The organism is Gardnerella sp. DNF00354 (assembly GCF_049262755.1).
Lineage (GTDB): Bacteria > Actinomycetota > Actinomycetes > Actinomycetales > Bifidobacteriaceae > Bifidobacterium > Bifidobacterium vaginale.
Genome location: NZ_CP058402.1, coordinates 1295913 through 1316456, shown reverse-complemented (window position 1 = coordinate 1316456; position 20544 = coordinate 1295913). Strand labels below are relative to the sequence as shown.

The 20544-nt window shown below is 37.5% G+C and carries 16 protein-coding genes; 10 read left to right on the top strand and 6 right to left on the bottom strand.

The genetic code is table 11. The features are described 5' to 3' along the window. Positions 1–3 precede the first annotated feature (3 nt). Complete coding sequence (locus tag HXT24_RS05265) at positions 4–615, bottom strand: ECF transporter S component (RefSeq protein WP_020761463.1); 612 nt, start codon at positions 613–615, stop codon at positions 4–6. A 79-nt stretch (positions 616–694) separates the two neighbouring features. Further along, entirely contained in the window at positions 695–1396 is a 702-nt protein-coding gene (locus HXT24_RS05260; RefSeq protein WP_020761464.1) for a Crp/Fnr family transcriptional regulator, read from the bottom strand. Between the two features lie 136 nt (positions 1397–1532). Here HXT24_RS05260 and HXT24_RS05255 point away from each other — a divergent pair, with 136 nt between their 5' ends. Further along, positions 1533–2711: an MFS transporter gene (locus HXT24_RS05255; protein ID WP_009994132.1), complete on the top strand. Its 1179-nt coding sequence runs from the start codon at positions 1533–1535 to the stop codon at positions 2709–2711. A 17-nt stretch (positions 2712–2728) separates the two neighbouring features. Then, positions 2729–3694, top strand: coding sequence for a nucleoside hydrolase (locus HXT24_RS05250; RefSeq protein ID WP_020761465.1), 966 nt, complete (start codon positions 2729–2731; stop codon positions 3692–3694). A 136-nt stretch (positions 3695–3830) separates the two neighbouring features. On the opposite strand, the gene HXT24_RS05245 is transcribed toward HXT24_RS05250, so the two are convergent. Together HXT24_RS05245 and HXT24_RS05240 are read right to left on the bottom strand one after the other, a co-directional pair. Further along, positions 3831–5774, bottom strand: a complete 1944-nt coding sequence (locus HXT24_RS05245) for a beta-N-acetylhexosaminidase (protein WP_410311724.1) — start codon at positions 5772–5774, stop codon at positions 3831–3833. Positions 5775–5840: 66 nt separating this feature from the next. Next, positions 5841–6980 carry an ROK family protein gene (locus tag HXT24_RS05240; RefSeq protein WP_422119283.1) on the bottom strand — a complete coding sequence of 380 codons (1140 nt, stop codon included), beginning with the start codon at positions 6978–6980 and terminating at the stop codon, positions 5841–5843. 277 nt (positions 6981–7257) lie between these two features. On the opposite strand from HXT24_RS05240, the gene HXT24_RS05235 reads away from it, so the two are divergent. Continuing rightward, the gene (locus HXT24_RS05235; protein ID WP_415698579.1) at positions 7258–8214 is read left to right on the top strand and encodes an ROK family protein; all 957 of its coding nucleotides are present in this window, start codon (positions 7258–7260) and stop codon (positions 8212–8214) included. Positions 8215–8375: 161 nt separating this feature from the next. On the opposite strand, the gene HXT24_RS05230 is transcribed toward HXT24_RS05235, so the two are convergent. Next, the gene (locus HXT24_RS05230) at positions 8376–10091 is read right to left on the bottom strand and encodes an acetolactate synthase large subunit (protein WP_101887970.1); all 1716 of its coding nucleotides are present in this window, start codon (positions 10089–10091) and stop codon (positions 8376–8378) included. Positions 10092–10368: 277 nt separating this feature from the next. On the opposite strand from HXT24_RS05230, the gene HXT24_RS05225 reads away from it, so the two are divergent. The 3 genes from HXT24_RS05225 to HXT24_RS05215 all read left to right on the top strand — a co-directional run bounded on the left by HXT24_RS05225 (position 10369) and on the right by HXT24_RS05215 (position 14368). Beyond that, positions 10369–11562 (top strand): SLC13 family permease, encoded by a 1194-nt coding sequence (locus HXT24_RS05225; protein ID WP_415685763.1) that lies wholly within the window; start codon positions 10369–10371, stop codon positions 11560–11562. Positions 11563–11952: 390 nt separating this feature from the next. Then, positions 11953–13338 carry a PTS ascorbate transporter subunit IIC gene (locus HXT24_RS05220; RefSeq protein ID WP_004113572.1) on the top strand — a complete coding sequence of 462 codons (1386 nt, stop codon included), beginning with the start codon at positions 11953–11955 and terminating at the stop codon, positions 13336–13338. Positions 13339–13639: 301 nt separating this feature from the next. Further along, positions 13640–14368 (top strand): GntR family transcriptional regulator, encoded by a 729-nt coding sequence (locus tag HXT24_RS05215; RefSeq protein ID WP_422119282.1) that lies wholly within the window; start codon positions 13640–13642, stop codon positions 14366–14368. Positions 14369–14512: 144 nt separating this feature from the next. Here HXT24_RS05215 and rpsT read toward each other — a convergent pair whose 3' ends face one another. Continuing rightward, positions 14513–14773, bottom strand: a complete 261-nt coding sequence (rpsT, locus tag HXT24_RS05210) for a 30S ribosomal protein S20 (protein ID WP_422119281.1) — start codon at positions 14771–14773, stop codon at positions 14513–14515. A gap of 255 nt (positions 14774–15028) precedes the next feature. Between rpsT and lepA the strand changes: the two genes are divergently transcribed. The 4 genes from lepA to HXT24_RS05190 all read left to right on the top strand — a co-directional run bounded on the left by lepA (position 15029) and on the right by HXT24_RS05190 (position 20536). Further along, the gene (gene lepA, locus HXT24_RS05205; RefSeq protein ID WP_422119280.1) at positions 15029–16909 is read left to right on the top strand and encodes a translation elongation factor 4; all 1881 of its coding nucleotides are present in this window, start codon (positions 15029–15031) and stop codon (positions 16907–16909) included. A gap of 53 nt (positions 16910–16962) precedes the next feature. Continuing rightward, positions 16963–18228 (top strand): radical SAM family heme chaperone HemW, encoded by a 1266-nt coding sequence (hemW, locus tag HXT24_RS05200; protein WP_422119609.1) that lies wholly within the window; start codon positions 16963–16965, stop codon positions 18226–18228. A 45-nt stretch (positions 18229–18273) separates the two neighbouring features. Continuing rightward, positions 18274–18729 (top strand): tripartite tricarboxylate transporter TctB family protein, encoded by a 456-nt coding sequence (locus tag HXT24_RS05195; RefSeq protein ID WP_410309877.1) that lies wholly within the window; start codon positions 18274–18276, stop codon positions 18727–18729. A gap of 436 nt (positions 18730–19165) precedes the next feature. Continuing rightward, on the top strand, positions 19166–20536 hold the full coding sequence (locus HXT24_RS05190; protein ID WP_415685765.1) for an ABC transporter permease: 1371 nt from the start codon (positions 19166–19168) through the stop codon (positions 20534–20536). The last annotated feature ends 8 nt before the right edge of the window (positions 20537–20544 follow it).

Sequence of the window (20544 nt, the reverse complement as noted above, 5' to 3'; positions counted from 1 at the left end):
TTACTATTCAGAATCTGAATTTTTTAAATAAAGTAAACCTAATGGGAAAAGAAGCAGTAATTTATTGGGCAAGCATTTTATAACGCTTAAGCATATGATGATTGTTAATACTCTATCAACCCATGTAAAGAATCCTTCAGTAGAGAATACAGAAATCCAGATATTCATTCCAGATGCAGTTATTAAAGCCGCTATAATAGATGATCCTCCGCCAGTGAACCCGCTAAATACTAGGACTACAATCGGTGCTGAAATAATAATGGATATTGTTGCCATGATTATTGAAGAAATAAAAATTTTCATATAATTTGAAAACATTTTATGTTTTGCTAGAATACCAGCGCATAAGGCTAGAGCAATATTGACCACTATAAATGGAAGCATGGTTGGCATAGTGATTGATGAAATTATTGAAGATAGCATTCCAGTTGTTATTCCTACAAGTGGCCCAAAAATCATGCATGCAAATAAAGTACCTATAGTATCAAGGAAAATAGGTAGTTTTAGCAGGCCTGCTATAGTTCCAGAAATATAATTAACAGCAACACATAATGGTATTGTGACAACTGCAACAGTAGTAAATTCTTCCTTGAATGATTTAATTATCTGTTTCATGCAATCACTTCCTATTTGATTACTACAAATATTATCTTTTTTACTATTTAATTATCAAATGACATTTGTCATTTGATAATTAAATAGTCATAGAAGAGTATCTTTTATGTAGCAAAGCAAAATGTTGGTCCGTTATAACCAATTTTCCTCTTATGCTTGTTATAAGATTCTCTTTTTTCATGGATTCTAGATACCTGTATAAAGTTCGTAAATTAATATTTAGTATTTTTGCTAAATCTTCGCGAGTATATGGGCATATATACGGTCTATGTTTGTTTGCTTGAGTATATAAATAATATCCAATAATGTCAATTGATTCAAGTAGTCTTTTCGTTGCTGCTTCTTGCATTGTTCTTCCCGCTGTTTTGGCGAATATTGATAATACGCAATAGCAAATTTTGCCATTTTCTTGAACAATTTCGCGAAATAGCGAAGATGGAATTCTAAATACCAAACTTTTTTCTTCTGCCATAACGAAAGCAGTATAATGCGGTTCATTGGTAACGAGTTCAAAAAGTCCCAGTATTTCTATTGGTTCAATATTTGAAATAACTCCATCGTTACGATTTAAACTTCCTCGAACTGTAGCTTTACCATCTAAAAAGATATATACATATTTTGCTGCACTATTCATATTTATGAGAACATCATTAGTGTGATATGTTCGTATGAATTGGTGAGGAATGAGTTGTTTTGCTTTCTCTATTTTTACAATCGTACTCATGCTATCCGTTGCATCTAGTATAAATGCAAGCGCCGTTGCTATACATTTGTTGTTCATGATTTACTTTTACTCCTTAAGAACAAAATTAGTCATGACAAGTGTCATTTTAAGCATTATAAAATCATGATATTTTTTAGGCAAGCCTCTAATGGTTTATAAATGTTAATTAAAAGAACTAGGAAAGTGTGAAATCATGAAGCGTAATGATGCGCTAAAAGCTTTTCTTTCATTTGCTATGTATTTCTTGGCAGGTTCGACATGTGTAATGATTGGCAGTACGTTGCCACAGTTAGTACAAACCTATGGACAGAAGATTGAACTTGTCGGTTTACTTGGATCAGCATATGCTCTTGGTAGAATTCTCACCGTTAACATAACAGGTGTTCTTGTAGAGAAAATTGGATCAGTAAAAGTTTTAGGAATTGGTACTTTTATTACTGGCATATTTATGTTTGGTATTCCTACAATTCCTAGTTTTGTTTCTGGTTTAATACTTGCGTTTGCGGGAGGCATTGCATTTGGCACGCAGGATGCTGCATGCCCAACATTGTTAAGTAGCATATTCAAAAAGAATTATGAAAGTTCATTGACTTTTGGACAAGGACTATTTGGTGTAGGAACTACAGTTTCACCATTTGTATTAGGTCTGTTCTTGAGTGGTAAATTATCTTATGCATGGTCATATTATGTGTTAGGTATTCTTTCATTTATTATCTGTGCGGTGTCTTTTATAGTCAAAGATACGTCTGAGATTAAAGATACAGAGAAAGAGGAAGAACATATCAGGCCACTATATGCTAAGAGTAAGATTCTTGCCTATGCTGGAATTGTTATTTCAGTTGCCGCATTCAGTGGAGTATCGACTGCTATAGGTATGTATACAACAAGTTTTGCAATAACAAAAGGAATAAGCGAATCAAATGCTGCATTTATGTTTACACTATTTAACTTAGGTTGTGTCCTTGGAGGTTTCCTTTTCACTTGGATTCTGAGATATGTAAAAGGTACCTTAGTGCTACTCATGAATTGTATCGGTTCCTTTATTGCTATTCTTGCCGCAATGCTTGTTAACACTGCCTTGAGTTACTATATTGGGCTTTTCGTTGCTGGTCTTTTCTTAGGCGTTTTATTTAGTGTTATTGTTGCAATTGCCTCTAGAATTATGTATAAGCGCGTGAGTATAGCATGCTCTATCGTTGCTACAGCAAGTGGCGTAGCTGATATGCTAACTCCTATAGTTGTTGGTGCTGTTATTTCGCAATTTGGAGTAGGGTTCTCATATACATTTGGGCTTATAATGCTGGCAATATGTATTGCTTCGGCTGCACTGCTAAAGATAGTTACATTTGAAAATACAGTTTCTATTAATTGATAGGGTGTTGAGAGTTTATGGAAAATAAAGAAATTTATTCTAAAAAGAAAATAATAATAGATACAGATTGTGGTTCGGATGATGCTATGGCAATTGCCATGGCTTTAAATGATCCTAGATATAAGATATTAATGTTTTCCACTGTATCAGGAAACGTATGCATGGAACAAGCGACTATTAATACGCTTACTACTATCGAGCATGCTGGTTCATATGAACCACCTGTATATAAAGGAAGTAGCAGCATGCTGTTGCGCGATTTGGTTTATGCTCATGAAACCCATGGCAGAGATGGAATGGGTGATATTGGCCTAGTGCCTCATCGCTTAAAAGAAAGTAATGGTAATGCTGTTTTGAAAATGATTGAAACTTTGAGAAACAGTGAGGATGGTGAAATAGACATTATTGCATTAGGGCCATTAACTAACATTGCTCTAGCTATTAAGGTTGATTATGAAGCGATGAAAAAAGTTGGTCGCATAGTAGTTATGGGATCTGCTGGTCTAGGTCGTGGAAATGTTTCTCCTGTAGCAGAATTCAATATTTGGCAAGATGCAGAAGCTGCAAAGATATTAGTTGATTCTGGTCTTAAAAATATTATGTTTGTTGGATGGGACGCATGCTTGGGAGAATGTATGCTGAATCCACAAGAAATTGCTAATATTCGCGAAAGTGGAGAACTTGGTAAGTTTGCCATTGATTGCAATAGGGAATTAATGGAAATGAATATTAGCCGTTTTGGGGATGCTTATCTCGATATGGCTGATCCATCTGCTGTTGCCGCTGCGCTATATCCTGAATGTGTAAGCGAATGCACAAAATATTATTGCCAAGTTGATGCAACTCCTGGACCAAGTTATGGTTCAGTTCTTGTTGACGCTAATTTCTTCTCTGGGAAGACTCCGAATGTTGAAATATGTAGTAAGCTTAATCCAGAAAAATATAAAAATTACATTTATCGTACTTTACATGTTGTAGATTAGCAAAATTTGTCTTTACCGACATGCTTTTCTATCTTGCAATAACATTTAAATACGACCGGGTTTGTTTATTGTTATTCATAAACTTTCTCGGTCGTATTTATATTTAATGCGTATATGTCCAATAAATATACTTTTCTCACAGCCCTAGTCTTTTTATATACCAATCCAATACTTCTCGTATCCTGTACAAGTCTGCCGTTTTACCTATTGATTCCCAACGATTTTGATATTGGGTGAACCATTCGTTCAAATTTGTTTTAAAAGATTTTGCTTCAGCTAGAGTAAATCTCTGGTTTAGTATGTACAACCCTAATTGGTTGAGCAGTTGTTGACCTTGAATGTTTAAAATGCTAGTGCTTATAAAATCTTTGTTTATATTTTCACAGTTTATATTTTCGCTGCAAGCATTTATATCGTAGATGCTCTTTGAGCATTCTGATAGAGTGCGATTATATTCTTTAGCATTTAATATTTGTGCTTCTCTTTCATTTAAGAATCGTCTTCTTGCTTGTTCTAGGGAAGTGTTTTTTGGATATCCTAATGAAAATAGTACATCCTCGTTTGCTATATTTTCGTTATTGTATTCAAGTTCTTTGAATTGCACAGCGTCAGACCAGCTGAATGCTTGTGCATGAGACGCTTGTTTAATAATGTTAAGTAAGTTTGAGTTTGTTCTGTTAGCAAATACATTACTTACCTTGTTTATTAAATCTTTTTTTGCAATATTATTAGATTTCCAAGCATATTCCGATGATATTATTACATACGGAAGTGAGAGTATGGGATCGTTTATATGTCCATAATCTCCCCAATCAGTTAGCAAAAATCCTAATACATGATTTTTGTGCCCATATTCACATGTTTTGGATATGTTACTTATAGCAGAGTCAAAATCTGGTATAAGCCTATTCCAAGATTGTGTGCCAGGGCATACGTATTGATCGCGATTCTGACTTTTTATTAGTTTTATATTGTTTTCATTCACGTTTGCCGAGTAATCCCAATTTGCAAAAATAACATTTTTTGGAATATCAGCTAATAACTCTGGGTGTTTTATTGCAATATCAGCATACATTATTGGCTGCAAACCTAATTCGTGTAATTTTTCACATAGCTTTTTAATATAGGACAAATAAAGATTTGCCACTCCTATTTTTTCAGCAACATTTTTACTTTCACCGCATCCAAGGTCAAAGGTCTCATCGGCGCCAATATTAAACTTATTAGATTTAAATAGTGATGCATAATCTTTAATCCTTTTAGATATAAACGGTATAGTGTTAGGATTAGTAGGATTTAGAGTATGATGCATCATTCTTTCAACAAAACTGAAGGGTCTTTCTGATTGTTCTGGGAATTCGCCAAGCTGTTTATATGAGTTACTTCTTAGTATTTCATACATGTGTCCAAAAGTTGCAAGTGTTGGAACGAGTTCTATTCCTCGTGCATAGCAGTATTCATCTAGATCGATAATCTCACTACAAGTTAATGGTGAATGTCCAATCCAGGATTCAATTGTGTCATCTAAATCGATAACATGTTCTACGTATAGTTGAAGTTGATTATATTTGTATAGACTTAACTGGTCTACTAAAGTTTTTAACCATGAAAGTTTTGGCACTCTTCCTCTTGAAACATCATAAGAATATGCTCTTACAGGTATTTCTGGAAAGTCTTGAATTTGTAATGATGGCAGTATTAAACCATATTGCATAATTAGTTGTCTTATAGTTTGTATTGCAAAGCATATACTCGCTATGCTCCCAGCTTCTATGCTTATAAGTGTTTGATTGGTCGAGATTTTAGATGAAATTTTATATTCTTGAATACGTAGATTTTTGTTAATAGCTGCCGATATAGCGCTTTTATATCCTTCTGAGTAGCTAATGCTCCAGTTGCAATTGTGATTGTTTTTCAAATCTTCACATAGCTGTTTTGCTGCTGTAGTTATTCTTAAGTCTGGTTTAATATTTATGAAACTAATATGACTTGATTGTGGAAGCGTAATAGTATCTTTTGCGTATATTGATATATTTTGTGGTGAAGGTATTATTTCGATATTTGAATTGTCGATTTTCATTTTGTGCTTCTTTGCTACTAGTTTTTACATTAATTTTTTGTTTATTGCTTCTTTGCTTTTTATATTTTAGAGATGCATGATTCTATTTTGAATTACTGATATACATTCTCCTATAAGAGTTATGTCATTGTTGCAAGTGCATCTTCTTACTGTGCAAGGATGTTTTGGACTGTATGGACCATATTCTTGTATTGCTTTTTCTGTAGAGCTTATAAATACCTTATTTACAATGTCGGATGGTCCATAAATTACCACGTCTGTTAGGTCTAAAAGATTAATTGTTGTTGTGAGAGCTTTTCCTAAATAATTACCTGCCTCCGCTAATATATCTTCTGGTTTTCTGTTTGATGTAAACATTTTTCTATGCAGTGTTTCCGCGGAAATATATGTTTCTAAACAACCTTTTTTGCCGCATGAACAATCTGGTCCTTGTGGATCTACTGTAATATGACCAATTTCTCCTGCAGAATTATTTATTCCAGTGATAATAGCATCGTTTATTAATATTGATGCGCCAACACCTAACGATAACTGTATAAATATTGTATTTGGTACGCCGTTGCCGAAGAATCTTTCGGCTAGTAATGCGCTATTCGTGTCATGATCAACGATAATTGGACAATTAAAATGCTTAATCAACTCTTCTTTAATGTTTATATTTTCCCACTGAAGATTCGATGAGCGAACTACTCTTCCTTCATCGTCTACGATTCCAGGTACAGCAATTCCTATTCCTAGTATGTGATTATTTGAATTATTTATTAGAGTTTTGCAAACTTCTATGATTTTTTCACAGTTCGCATCTGTGCTTTTATATAACGATATTTCCGATCTTTTTAATATATCTCCGCACAGATTAACAACAGCGCCTTGTATGAGACAAGGCTGTGAAAGATCTATAGTTATAATGTTCCAATAGTTTGCGTCTACTTCGAGTAGTGTACCTTTTTTACCTCTTTCTATTTTTGACTCTTGACCACTTTCTACTAATATGTGGTCTTCAAGCATTTCGTACACGACGGTTGAAATAGATGCTTTTGATAATTTTGTTTTTCTTACGAGCATAGCTCTAGAAAGTATTTGTTTTGGGAATAAATAGTTGAATATTAGCATTCTGTTATTTATTCTTGCGTCGGCAGGTATGGTTTTTTGAGACACTGTCATTAATTGATTAATCATTGGCTTCGCTATTGTTTTTATGCTCATGTCGTCGTTCCACTTTTAATGCCCATTGTTTTATACATGATATTCTATCAGATAAATATATAGTTTGGAATATATACTAAAACATGTTTTTGTAAAATATTTTCTAATTTTATTTTTTATATATGAAATATTAGGGCTATAGATTCCTTTATTTTTCAATGTTTTTATTAAATATATTAGATAGTCTTGCATTTTTATCTTTTAGTGCAATAATTGTACTTAATTGGTTTAATAGGGTTCAACTTCAAAGCAGAAGTATTTTTCTAAGGAGTTTATTATGACGCCCAGCACACCGTCGCATATAAGCATAGGGGTAGATGTAGGTGGAACAAAAGTATTATGTGCAGCTTTCAATGCTAATAATGAACTGATTGCGCATTCTCAAGTTTCTACCAAGCAAGGTGAAGTAGAGATCGTCGATGAAGTGTGCAAGCTTATTTCTGAAGTGATTAATCAAATTATCATAAAATATGGCAATGATACTAAATTCACTATAGGAATTGGTGTGCCTGGTTTAGTTAATCAACATACTGGGCAAGTATCTGAATCAGTAAATTTGGGATCTCATAGTATAGATTTTAAGACTGAAATACGTAAACGTTTTGGATTGAATTCTGTAATAGATAATGATGTTAATGCTGCAGCATTCGGTGCATATAATTATTATGGTTCTGATTCTAGTAGTTTAGTGTTTTTGAATTTAGGTACTGGAGTTTCTGCGGGAATTATCATTAATGGCTCTATTTTCCATGGCTCCACTGGTGTGGCTGGAGAAATAGGTCATATAATTGCTGATACGCAGGGTAGGGATTGCCCATGTGGGCAGCGTGGATGTGTAGAAACAATAATCTCTGGAACTGGTTTATCTAAACTTTGGCCAGCAAAGAATGAGTATCCTATTGCGTCTTTGCTGCGCAATGTTTCTGCTAAAAATAAAGAAGCTGAAAAAGTATGGAATAAGTTCATTTCTACCTTAGTTAGTGCACTACAGATTATTACAGTTACTTTTGATCCAGAGATTATTGTTATTGGTGGAGGAGTGAGTAAAACAGGAGCAATTTTATTAAAAGGCGTAAAAGAATATATTTGTAGACTTGAACAAAAATCGTCATTTTTGTCCTCACTAAAAATATCCGATCGTGTAGTGATTGCAAATCAAGAAGTGTTCTTTGGTGCGTTAGGAGCAGCTCTTATTGGCAGATGCTACGACGATAAAGCAAAGGAGGAAAATTAAATATTTAAACCGTTTTGTAAAAGTATTATAAAAATCTCCGCATTGCATTCATGCTTCAGAAAACTACCTTTAACTATCTTTAAATTGGCAGATGATAACTGAATTAATGCAAGTGCGGAGATTCTTCTTATGCAATTAGCACTCTAGTTGCCACAATCAACCTAGTTGCCAAAATCAATGTCTCCAAGCTTTTCAATAAGCTTCATGTTTTCGCTATAATCCACTGGGCAAGCTATAACGTCAACGCCGCTTTCTTGTTCCAAAGCTTCTTTAAGCATGTTGTATAAGTCTTCTGGCTTTTGTACAACATGGCCTCTAGCTCCAAAGCTTTCCGCCAACTTTGGAACATTTGGATTAGTAAAATCAACGTATTCGTGTTCTCCAGCGTGTAAGTCCATCTTCCACTTAATCAATCCGTAAGCGTTGTCTTCCCAAACTAGAACAACCATTCTAGAACCCACGCGAACAGCGGTTTCAATCTCTTGAACATTCATCATAAAGCTGCCGTCGCCCATAACAGCAAGAACAGGCTTTGTGTTGATTTTTCCACTATTATCTTTAATAAACGATGCTCCAACAGCTCCAGGCAAAGTCCAAGCCATTGTAGAAAGGCTGTTGTCTATAATGCAGGTATTTGGGTGCATTGTTGGGTAAAGCCTTGCCATCCACATTTTTAAAGCGCCCGTATCTACAAGAACCTTAGTTCCTTCTGGAACAGCGCGCCTAGTGTCGTATACAACACGCTGTGGTTTCATAGGAATGCTGCTATCGTTTTCAAATGAACGTAGCTCGTCTGTAATCATTTGACGAATCTTTGGGTGAGTTACATCAAAAGTAATGTTTCTATCCTTAAGAACATTTGTAAGAGTTTTAAGAGTCTGACCAATATCTGCCATAATGTTTAGGGCAGTAGGGTAGTGTGCGTCTGTGTCTTCAACAAATGTGTTTATGTGAATAATAGTCTTGTCAATATTTGGATTAATCTTCTTAGGGTCAAACTGTTGTATAGAGAATCCAACAGCAATAATCAAATCTGCTGTATCGAAAGCAAAATTCTCATAATCCCTATGCATGAATCCGACTACGCCAAGAGCATTAGGGTGATTATCTGGGAACACGCCTTTGCCTTCAAATGTTGTTGCAACTGGAACATTAAGCTGTTCTGCAAAAGCGCGTAGCTGATCTTGAGCGTGGCTTCGTGCAACTCCGTTTCCTGCAAGAATAATCGGCGTTTTTGCTTGGCTAATGATTTTAGCAGCTTCGTCAATAGTATCTGGAGCGGGAAGGATGTGCAGAGGTCTTGGAAGTGGAAGTGGCTTTGCGTTTTCTGGAACGCTCATTTCGCTAATGTCTTCTGGGATTACAAGGCAGGTTGCTCCTGGACGCTTTCTTTGAGCTATTGAGAAAGCTTTACGAACCATTTCTGGAGCAGTGCTTGGAGCTAACATCATCGAAGACCACTGAGTAATCGGTTGGAACAATGACACCAAATCAATGATTTGGTGAGATTCTTTATAAAGACGAGATACGTTTCCTTGAGCGCATATTGCAACAAGCGGGGTTGTGCTTGCGTTTGCCTGAGCTACTGGAAGAGTAAGATTTAATGCTCCAGGTCCAAGCGTTGCTAAGCACACGCCTGGCTTTCCAGTAATATGAGCATAAGTTGCGGCCATAAAACCTGCGCCTTGCTCGTGGCGAGTAAGCACAAAGCGTATATTTCCATTTCGTTCGATTGCTTCTAAAAGCGGAATATTTTCTTCGCCTGGGATTCCAAAAACAACTTCAACGCCTTCATTTACAAGGCATTCTACGATTAAGTCTGCTGTGTTTCTTTTATGATTGTTTTGTTTTGTTTTCTGCAATTCTTCGTTTGCCATAATTGCGCTTCTCGCTTTTGCTTTAAGTTGTTTCAGCCTTTAAGCTTAAACTTCAAGACTTCTTTTCCATTTATAATATAGTCTTCTACGACATGCGCCCATTTTGCGCGTGTCATAAAAATGGGCGGATTTTTGCCTATTTGCTTTGTGGCAAAATTAAAGCTCTTTTAAGACAATATGCCTTGTTATTTCAACGATTTTGTCGGGAATTTTTGCCCCTTTGGATTGGGTTTCTTATACAATTGAACGAGTTGTGTATTTTTGTCACGGAGGAACGATGAGGCGTTGGCTTCTGAATTTGGTCAAGTGTGAAACCATCCTTATTGTGGCCGCCGTTTTAGCTGTTATTTCTTGCTTTTTCGTTCCACCAGATGCGCAATATTTTAGCTACATTCACGTAAACACTATTTCTCAGCTTGTTTGCTTAATGATGGTTGTTTGCGGATTCCAGAGAATAGGTGTTTTTAGAAGCATTGGTGCAAATCTTCTTAGAAGAGTAAGAACTGAGCGCGGATTAGTTCTAGTTCTTATGTCTTTAACGTTTTTCTCAGCGATGCTTATAACTAACGATGTTGCGCTTGTAACTTTTGTTCCTTTTGCGATTTCTGTTTTGATGATGGCGAATGCAGAAAAGCATGCAATTCTTGTTGTGACTTTAATGACGATTGGTGCAAACGTTGGAAGTATGCTAACTCCTATTGGCAACGCGCACAATTTGTATCTTAAAGCGCTTACTGGAATGTCTACTGGCAACTTTCTTTCCATTATGGCTCCGTACACGCTTACTGCTGCGATTCTTATGATTGCGTTTGCGTTTGTGTTCTTTAGCTCTAGAAAAGTCGATCAATTTGAGGGCTTGCATGGAGATGACATTGAACAAAGTGTCTTGGCTCCGCACTCTAAATCACCTAAGCCAGATGAGATTCGCGTTATGGGTTACGGTGTTGGTTTTACTCAATGGCGAGTTATTGTTTATAGTCTTTTATTTGTTTTGTGCTTGTGTGGAGTAGCTGGCTGGATTCCAGACTGGATTATGGTTTTGGCAGTTGTTGTTGCCTTTATTATTTGCGATTCGCATGTGTTCCGCGCTCTAGACTGGGCTTTGCCTCTTACATTTATAATGTTCTTTATTTTTATTGGAAACATGCGTAGGGTCCCAGGATTTACCGAGATTGCACAAATGTGGGTTGGCTCTCATCCTATGGAAGTTTCGGTTGTTTCTAGTCAGATGATTAGTAACGTTCCAACTACTATCTTACTTTCAGGCTTCTGCGACCAGTGGAAGATGCTTATTATTGGTACTAATCTTGGCGGTATGGGAACGCTTATTGCGTCTATGGCATCTTTGATTTCATACAAGAGTATTACGCATAAGTATCCTCATAATAAGGGTCGCTATTTGCTTATGTACACAATTGTGAATCTTCTTTTCTTGGCTGTTTTGATTGGTTTAGCTTGGATTATTGAGTAGTGTTTTTCTGGCTTTTTGCGTGATTTTTGCATTGTGGGTGTGTCTTTTATTGTAATTATTGTGATTATTTTCACATATTTTTACGTTATTCTGCAATGAAATGCTAGTAAATTTCAGATTATTTGCGATTTTGTTGTATTATTTTCTATTAAATCGCAATTATGCTTAATAATTTTCATTTTATTTAAAATATATACGAAAATCATCAAAAATTGAATATAACATTATAACAAATTTATGTCTTGGCTTATCCGTTATTATGGCTTCTTGCACTAAGTTAAGTTTGGGCAAAAGACTTTTGGCATTAATTACATTTTCTCTCTTGTAATTTTGTAAATTATGCATGCCAAAATCAGCTCACATACTAATAAAAATATATAAGGAGAGACTATGAACGGTGTTCTGTCTATACTGCTAGATGTTTTTAGACAACCATCTGTAATAGTTGCAATGATTTCTCTAATTGGTCTTGCAGTACAAGGCAAAAAGATTTCCGACATAGTACAAGGCTCTATTCGTACAATGATTGGTTTCTTAGTATTGGCAGCCGGATCTGGAGTAGTCACTGAAGCACTAAATCCTTTTGGGAGCATGTTCCAATATGCGTTCCATGTTCAAGGCGTAGTACCAAATAATGAAGCTATAATCGGTACAGTTCTTATGAAGTATGGATCAGAAGCAGCATTAATCTTCTTCTTTGGAATGATTGTTAACATTGTTTTATCAATAACATCTAGATTTAAGTTCATTTACTTAACTGGTCACGTTGCATTCTATATGGCAAGTATGCTCGCAGTAATCTTCAATGTCGCAGGTTTTAATACTCTAACCGTTATTATTCTCGGATCATTCGCGCAAGGTTTACTTATTACGATTTCTCCAGCATTGGTTCAGTCATTTATGCGCACTGCTTCCGGCAAAGATGATGTTGCACTTGGACACCCTACTAGTAGTGGAGTTCTTATTGGAACTTTGATTGCAAAACTTACAGCTTCTAAAAAGCATCCGTCTAAGTCTACTGAAGATATTAAGTTCCCAGCTGCTCTTGGATTCTTAAAAGATACGACTGTTCTCATTGCACTTTCAATGGCAATTATCTACGCTGTTGTAGCACTTTTTGCGGGGCCGCAATATATTGAATCGCATTTATCTAATGGGCAAAACTTTATTGTGTTTGTTATTCTTAAGGCTGCAATGTTCTCTGCAGGCGTTTTCATTATTCTTGCAGGCGTACAGGTTGTTTTAGATGAGATTGTTCCAGCATTTAAAGGAATATCCGAAAAACTCGTTAAAAACGCTAAACCAGCATTGGATGCTCCTATGACTTTTGGTTTTGCTCCAAATGCTGTTCTTATTGGATTCTTGGCAAGCTTTGCTGGCGGAATCGTTGGAATGGTTATTATGGCTTTGGCTGGCACAACAGTTGTTATTCCAGGAATTGTTGCCCACTTTATGGCTGGTGGTGTTACTGGCGTATTTAGCAACGGTCAAGCTGGTAGAAGAGGCTGCGTTGTAGGCGGTTTTGTTAATGGTATTGTTATTACATTCTTGCCGTTACTTCTTTTGCCTGTTTTGGGTAACCTTGGTTCTGCAAACTCCACTTATTCAGATGCTGATTTTGGTGTAACTGGAGTTTTTCTTGGTTACACGAATGTTGCAGGAGGCAAAATCGTAAGTATTATTGCAGTTGTGATATCTTATGTTCTTTTCTATGCGTCTTCAATATTGTTGACTCGCAGAGAAAATAGTAAAGTCAAATATGCAATTGAAAACTAATACAATTGTGAAGAGTTATCGTAGAAATTAAACTCAAATCACAATTAAAAAATAGAATCGATAAGTCTAAAAGGTTATAATCTTGAATTTGCGATTAAATAGCAACTTTAATCAATAATTTAAGATTGTAGCCTTTTGTAGTATAGGCGCGCCTTAATCGTATATTGGCATAATATACTGATACTATGTAACTGTTGTGTGTTTTGAAAGCAAATTTGTAAAAATTTTCTTAAAAGCTTCATTTTTTAAGATTTTTTTTTTAATAGCTTTTAAAAGAAAATTACTATTTGGAGAGTGGATTGTGACCGAAGGTGTACCTAAATATATTGCCGTGCGAGACAATCTTAGGAAACGCATTGACTTAATGGAGCCAGACGAACAACTTCCTCCAGAAGTAGAATTGTGTAAGCAATACAACGTTAGCCGAATTACTCTTAGACATGCAGTTGATAATCTGATATTGGAAGGTCTGCTTGTAAGAATACAAGGCAAAGGAACTTTTAGAGCAAGAGATGTTATTCACAGTGTTAACCGTGAAGTTATATCAGACCAGGTTCAAGGCTTTTACCAGAATTATTCTGAAAGCAAAAAACATATACGAATCAAAGTTATCCAAAACGATGTAGTTAAAGATGAATCTGCTGCTCATAAGCTTGGTCTACATGAGTCAATTGATCTGATTTGTGTTAAACGATTAAAGTATGTTGATGATGTTTTGTCTAATTACAGTGTAGTTTATCTTGAAGCTTCAAGATTTCCAAAAGTTTTGACTCATGATTTTACGAAAAAATCTTTAGCAGAGTTCCTAGAAAGCGATTACGCTGTAAAGCTTTGTGAAAATGATTTGTCTGTTCATATTGAACAACTATGTGGAACCATGGCAAAAGTTTTACAGGTTGAAGATAAAACTCCAGCTCTCGCAGTTGAATCCATTGTTAAGGACTCTTTTGGTTCAATAATAGCCTTTGGTGCTGCTGCTTATACACCAAAGTATGGAGATATTCAATTCAAAATGCATATTAGCGTTTGATATTACTTTATTTATTTTTGAACTATTCTTGTTTTTATATATAAAAATGGTCTAGTATACAGAAAATCTCCGTTACCAAATGTACACAAATGATAACGGAGATTTTTCAAACTCTAATTAAGATCGCAATCTAATGCGACTATTTTAAAGAGCGTTGATTGCCAAAGCAAGACCAGACTTACGGTTTGCAGCCTGATTCTTATGAATCACACCACGACCTGCAGCCTTGTCAAGCTTCTTAGCAGCCACTGCGAATGCAGCTTCAGCTGCAGCCTTATCACCAGCAGCGATGGCTTCACGAGTAGCGCGGATAGTAGTCTTCAAAGCAGACTTCACTGCCACGTTACGCTTGTGTGCCTTCTCATTGGTGAGCACGCGCTTTTTCTGCGACTTAATGTTTGCCACTATTACTCCAAACGACGTTTGCTATATCAAGGACATACAAAGGGTAAGCATAGCATGATTCTTGGATAAAACCACTAATTTTCACGAATATTAATCACCATAATGCTTACTGCATGGATTAAATGTAATTAAGTGCATAACTTGCTGTTCTTATCTTCTTGGACTAGGGTAGTCAAGTTGCTACCATTAATGAGTTACAGTGCTTGATGCACATTATACTATATATTCATTGTGTCTTAAAAGGAGATATTTGCTTTGATTACACCGCATAACCAGCCAGGATTTACGGATCAATCGTTGATACGCAATTTCTGCATTATTGCGCATATAGATCATGGCAAGTCTACTGTAGCGGATCGCATTTTGCAGCTTTCTGGGATTGTGCCAGAACGTGAGATGCGAGATCGTTTCTTGGATCGCATGGATATTGAGCAAGAGCGCGGAATCACTATTAAATCGCAGGCTGTTCGCGTGCCGTGGACTTTTGACGGTAAAGAGTACTCGCTTGGCATGATTGATACTCCTGGTCACGTTGATTTTACTTACGAAGTTTCGCGTGCGCTTGCAGCATGCGAGGGTGCGGTTTTGCTTGTGGATGCCACTCAAGGTATTGAAGCGCAGACGCTTTCTAACCTTTATATGGCAATCGAACACGATTTAACGATTATTCCTGTATTAAACAAAATCGATTTGCCTAGTGCGGAGCCAGACAAGCATGCTGAAGAAATAGCTGGATTAATTGGTTGCAAACCTAACGAAGTTTTACGTGTTTCTGGAAAAACTGGCGAAGGTGTAAAAGATCTTCTCGACCAAATCGTGTTGGAAGTGCCAGCTCCTAGTGGAAATCCTAATGGTGCTGCTCGTGCGCTTATTTTTGACTCAGTCTACGATTCGTATCGCGGAATCGTCACATATATTCGTATGGTTGATGGCGAGCTTAAATCGCGTGAAAAATTGCATATGATGGGTATTGGCATGACGCATGATCCTATTGAAATCGGCGTTATTAGCCCAGATATGACTCCAACAAAGGCGCTTGGAGCGGGAGAAGTCGGCTACGTAATTACGGGTGCAAAAGACGTTAGCCAGTCTAAAGTTGGCGACACTATTACTAGCGCCGTAAATCCTGCATCCGAGCCTTTGGAAGGCTACAGAGACCCTAAGCCTATGGTTTACGCTGGCTTATTCCCAATCGATAACGCGCAATTCCCAGAGCTAAGAGATGCTCTCGATAAGCTAAAACTTAACGATGCTGCTCTTATTTACGAGCCAGAAACGTCGGTTGCGTTGGGATTTGGTTTCCGTTGCGGATTCTTAGGCTTGTTGCACATGGAGATTGTTTCCGAGCGCTTAAGTCGAGAATTTGGATTAGATCTTATTTCAACTGCTCCAAACGTAACTTACGATGTTACTAGCGAAGACGGCACCGAGCATCATGTGACTAATCCTAGCGAGTTCCCAGAAGGCAAAATCAAGCGCATTATTGAGCCAATGGTTGCTGCCGATATTATTGCGCCTAAAGATTTTATTGGCGCGATTATGGACTTGTGCCAAGATCATCGCGGAGAAATGGGCACAATGGAATACATTAGTGCCGATCGCGTGGAAATGCACTACAGAATTCCTCTTGCGGAAATTGTTTTTGACTTCTTCGATCAGCTTAAAAGCCGCACAAAAGGCTACGCTTCTCTTGACTACCACGAAGATGGCGAGCAAGCTGCAGATCTTGTTAAGGTAGATATTCTTATTCAGGGAGATAAGGTTGACGCTTTTAGCGCGATTGTTCACCGAGATAAGGCTTATTCTTACGGCGTTATGATGACGAAGAAGCTTCGCGGACTTATTCCTCGCCAACAGTTTGAAATTCCAATTCAGGCTGCGATTGGCTCGCGTATTATTGCGCGCGAAACGATTAGTGCGCTTAGAAAAGACGTGCTCGCTAAATGCTACGGCGGCGATATTACTCGTAAGCGCAAGCTTCTTGAAAAGCAAAAGGCTGGTAAGAAGCGCATGAAGATGCTTGGACACGTTGAAGTTCCTCAAGAAGCGTTTGTTGCGGCTTTGACTACGGATGATGGCGCAAACGATAGAGACACTAAAGATAAGATTCGTGCAGCGCAAAAGTCTGAAGGCTGAGGCTTATATTGAATTTTGAATCGAATAAGACCAGTGAAGATTCACATTCAATCATGCCTTTTGAAGTTTACGTGCACGTGCCGTTTTGCTTGCGACGCTGCGGTTATTGCGATTTTAATACGTATACTGCTCGTGATTTGGGCGAAGGTGCGAGTCGTGAAGGGTACGCGGATGTTGCGATTCGCGAGATGCGTCTTGTAAAAAAGTGGCAGGAATTTCACGGGATTTTCGAGCCTAAAGCGCAATCTGTTTTCTTCGGCGGCGGGACTCCGACCGTTCTTAAAGCGCAAGATTTAGTGCGAATTTTGCAAGAAATACGTAACTTGTGGGGCATTATGCCTGGCGCGGAAATAACTACAGAAGCAAATCCAGACACTGCAGATGAGTCTTATATTGAGACGCTTGCAGAAGGCGGATTTACACGAATATCTTTTGGAATGCAATCGGCTGTGCCGCATGTGCTAAAAACGCTTGACCGCACGCATACTCCAGAAAACGTAGAGCGCGGAGTTAAAGCAGCGAATACTTGTGGTTTGCGCTCAAGCGTTGATTTGATTTATGGAGCTCCAGGGGAGAGTCTAGACGATTGGCGAAAGTCGGTAGAAATGGCTTTGAGCCTGGGCGTTAACCACGTTTCCGCGTATGCGCTAACAGTAGAGCCGCGCACAAAAATGGGTCGCCAAATTTCTGCTGGCACAATTCACGCGCCAGATGACGATGATGAAGCCGCGAAATACGAAGTTGCAGACGAGCTTTTTAATTCTGCTGGCTTAAAGTGGTATGAGATTTCTAACTGGGCGCGCACTGCTTTTGAGTCTCAACATAATCTTGGATATTGGAAGAACATTGATTGGGCAGGGGTTGGCCCGGGTGCGCACTCGCACTACAATGCGGTGAGCGGCATTAGCAAGCAAAGCATGGATGATTGTGCTCTTTTGGCGGATTCAAGCAAGTTTTACAATCTTAGATCTTGGGGTATTTTGCATCCAAAACGTTGGGCGCATGCGATTAATGCAGGAAACGTGCCTTGGCAAAACTACGAGTGTATAAACAGTGAGGATGCGTTGATAGAAGAGGTAATGCTTGGGTTGCGCATTAGAGATGGGCTTAGTATTGATGCATTGTGTACAAAGATGCGTAAAGCCAATTGCGAATTTGACGATTCTTATTTGCAAAAAGTTCTAATCGAAGTGTGTAAAGAAGATTTGGCAGTGTTGAACAAAAATCGTATTGTTGCCACTCGAAAAGGGCGTTTATTAAACGATTTATTAATCGAAAAAATTGTTGACGCGTGCCAAAATGGCTTAGTTATGCGTTAAAATGATTCGTATTGTGTGAAAATTCAATGCAGAAAGGAATCAATCATGGCAAACCGCAAAGAGCGTAGAGCAAAAGCCAGGCAGAGTCGTAGGGGAATCCCGTCTCAATACGATCAAACGAATGGCCGCGGTCGCGGTGGAATGATTGACGAATATAATCTGCAAGAACATTCAAGAAGACTTCAAGAAAACGGCGTTGACGGTTGGAAGCCATCTTCTAGCGTTACAGAACAAGAGGAACAGTTGACTCGCAATATTAAGCGAGCTAAGGCTGGAGATGATACTTGGAATACTGTTCGCAAGGTTATTGGCGTGTGCTCTTGGGCTGTTCTTTTGCTTTCTGCATTCGCGTTCTTGGTTATTATGTGGCTGCCAAGTCAGCCAATGGTGCTTGTTATAACTGTTGCAGTGTTGTTTGCTTTGGGCGTGTTTGGACTGTTCTTTAGCTTTAGCAACTCTAAGCAAAATCCGCGACTCGATCAGCACGGCACTGCGATTTAAGTGTATTTATAGAACTAAGGCGTGCACTTGTAATACAACGTGCTCGCCTTTTTGTTTTGGTGTGCCTTGTTGTTTTATACGCCTTTATCCATGCAAATCCTGCAAAATGATCATGCAAATTCTAGTTAAATCATGCAAAATAAATTTTTTTGACTAGTAAGTTTTAATTAGTAAAACTTATAGTTTGTTTGCGTAATTTTCTTCTATAATCATTTGACAACTAAAAATATTTAAAATGATTATAACAATATTGCGCATATTTTTTAGATTAAATCAGTAATTTTCATAAAATTTTCTAAGATATTTAAAGAAAATCAACAGTTCTTTCTTAGCTTTTTATAAGGGTAAATCATATAAGCTACGAGATTGTACTTATTGTATCTATTTTGTAACAGACAATTTCATAATGACAAGTGTTCAATGAGGAAGGTAGTCTATGACATTTATTTCTCGCGCAATACGCTACGTTTTGAGAAAAAGAGTAAAAACAGCAATCGTGTTTGTAATACTAGCTTTGATTTCAACGCTTTTGCTAGCATCTTCTGCAGTTGCGATTGCTGCGGAAAAAGAAGGCAAAAAAGTAGAAGAACAAGCAGAATCTAGTTTTGTTTTAGCAAATAATCCGCAAGTAAATCCTGGAACTCCTAGGGGAGCAGGAACCGTTAAACCAAGTGATGTTAAAAAAATCGCGTCTTTAAAAAACGTTGATTCTTATGTTTTGCGTCAAAATGTTACTGCCGATTTAGTTGGTGCAAAAGCAGCTAGAATCAAAGGTGTTCAAGACTACGATGCTCGCAGAGAAAAGCAATTTGGAAACGCTGTAAACTTAGAGGGAACAAACTCCTCTAAGGGTCTAAATGCGTTCAAAACAAAATCAATTCACATGGTTAAAGGAAGAGCTTTGCAAGAATCAGATGAGCATGCTTCCTTAATCCACGAAGATTTAGCAAAACTAAATGGCTTAAAATTAGGCGATTCGTTAACACTTAAAGCAAACCCGTTTGACGCCGATAATCTTAACCATTCTACGGAGCAAGTAAAAACACGCATAGTTGGAATTTATGGCGGAGCTAATAATCGCCCAGTTGCAACACGTGCGGAATTAACTGCAAATACTGTGTATACAGATTTGAAAACAACCAGAGAGCTTTACAAATATAAGCCTGGAAAAGAGATATACCAGGACGCAAGTTTTAAGGTTAAAAAAGGAGCGGACGCAGATTCTGTGATTGAAGAAGCGTCTAAGCTTCCGATTGATTTGCAAAACTATCAGATCACTAGAGACGATCAGTTTGTGCAAGGCATGATTGGCGCAGCAAAAGGCGTAAAATCCATGATGAACATAACAGTTATTGCGGTAAGCGCGTTTGCTGTAATTGCTTTAGGATTAGTGCTTATTCTTTGGATTAATGAGCGTAGAAGAGAAATTGGTGTTCTAACTTCAATTGGTGTTGGAAAGGCATCACTTGTATTGCAGCAGATTTCTGAGCTTGTGATACTTGCTATTCCAGCCATTGCAATAGGTTACGGTTTTGCGAGCGCAATATCTCCTTGGATTAGTGATTGTGCATTAGGCTCAGTAAAAAATTCTGCCGCGCAGCAGCTTAGTTCGATGGGTCAAGCTGGAGGAAATCTAGAATCGAGCATGGCAACGAGAACATTAGATAAGATTGCTGTTCAAGTTAACACAGAATGTTTAATTCAATCGTCATTAATTGTTCTGATGGTTATTATTGTGGCAGTTGCGTTGTCTTATCTTCCTATTTTGCGAAAGTCTCCTAGAGATTTGCTTGGCATGCAAAAGTAGGTGGTAAA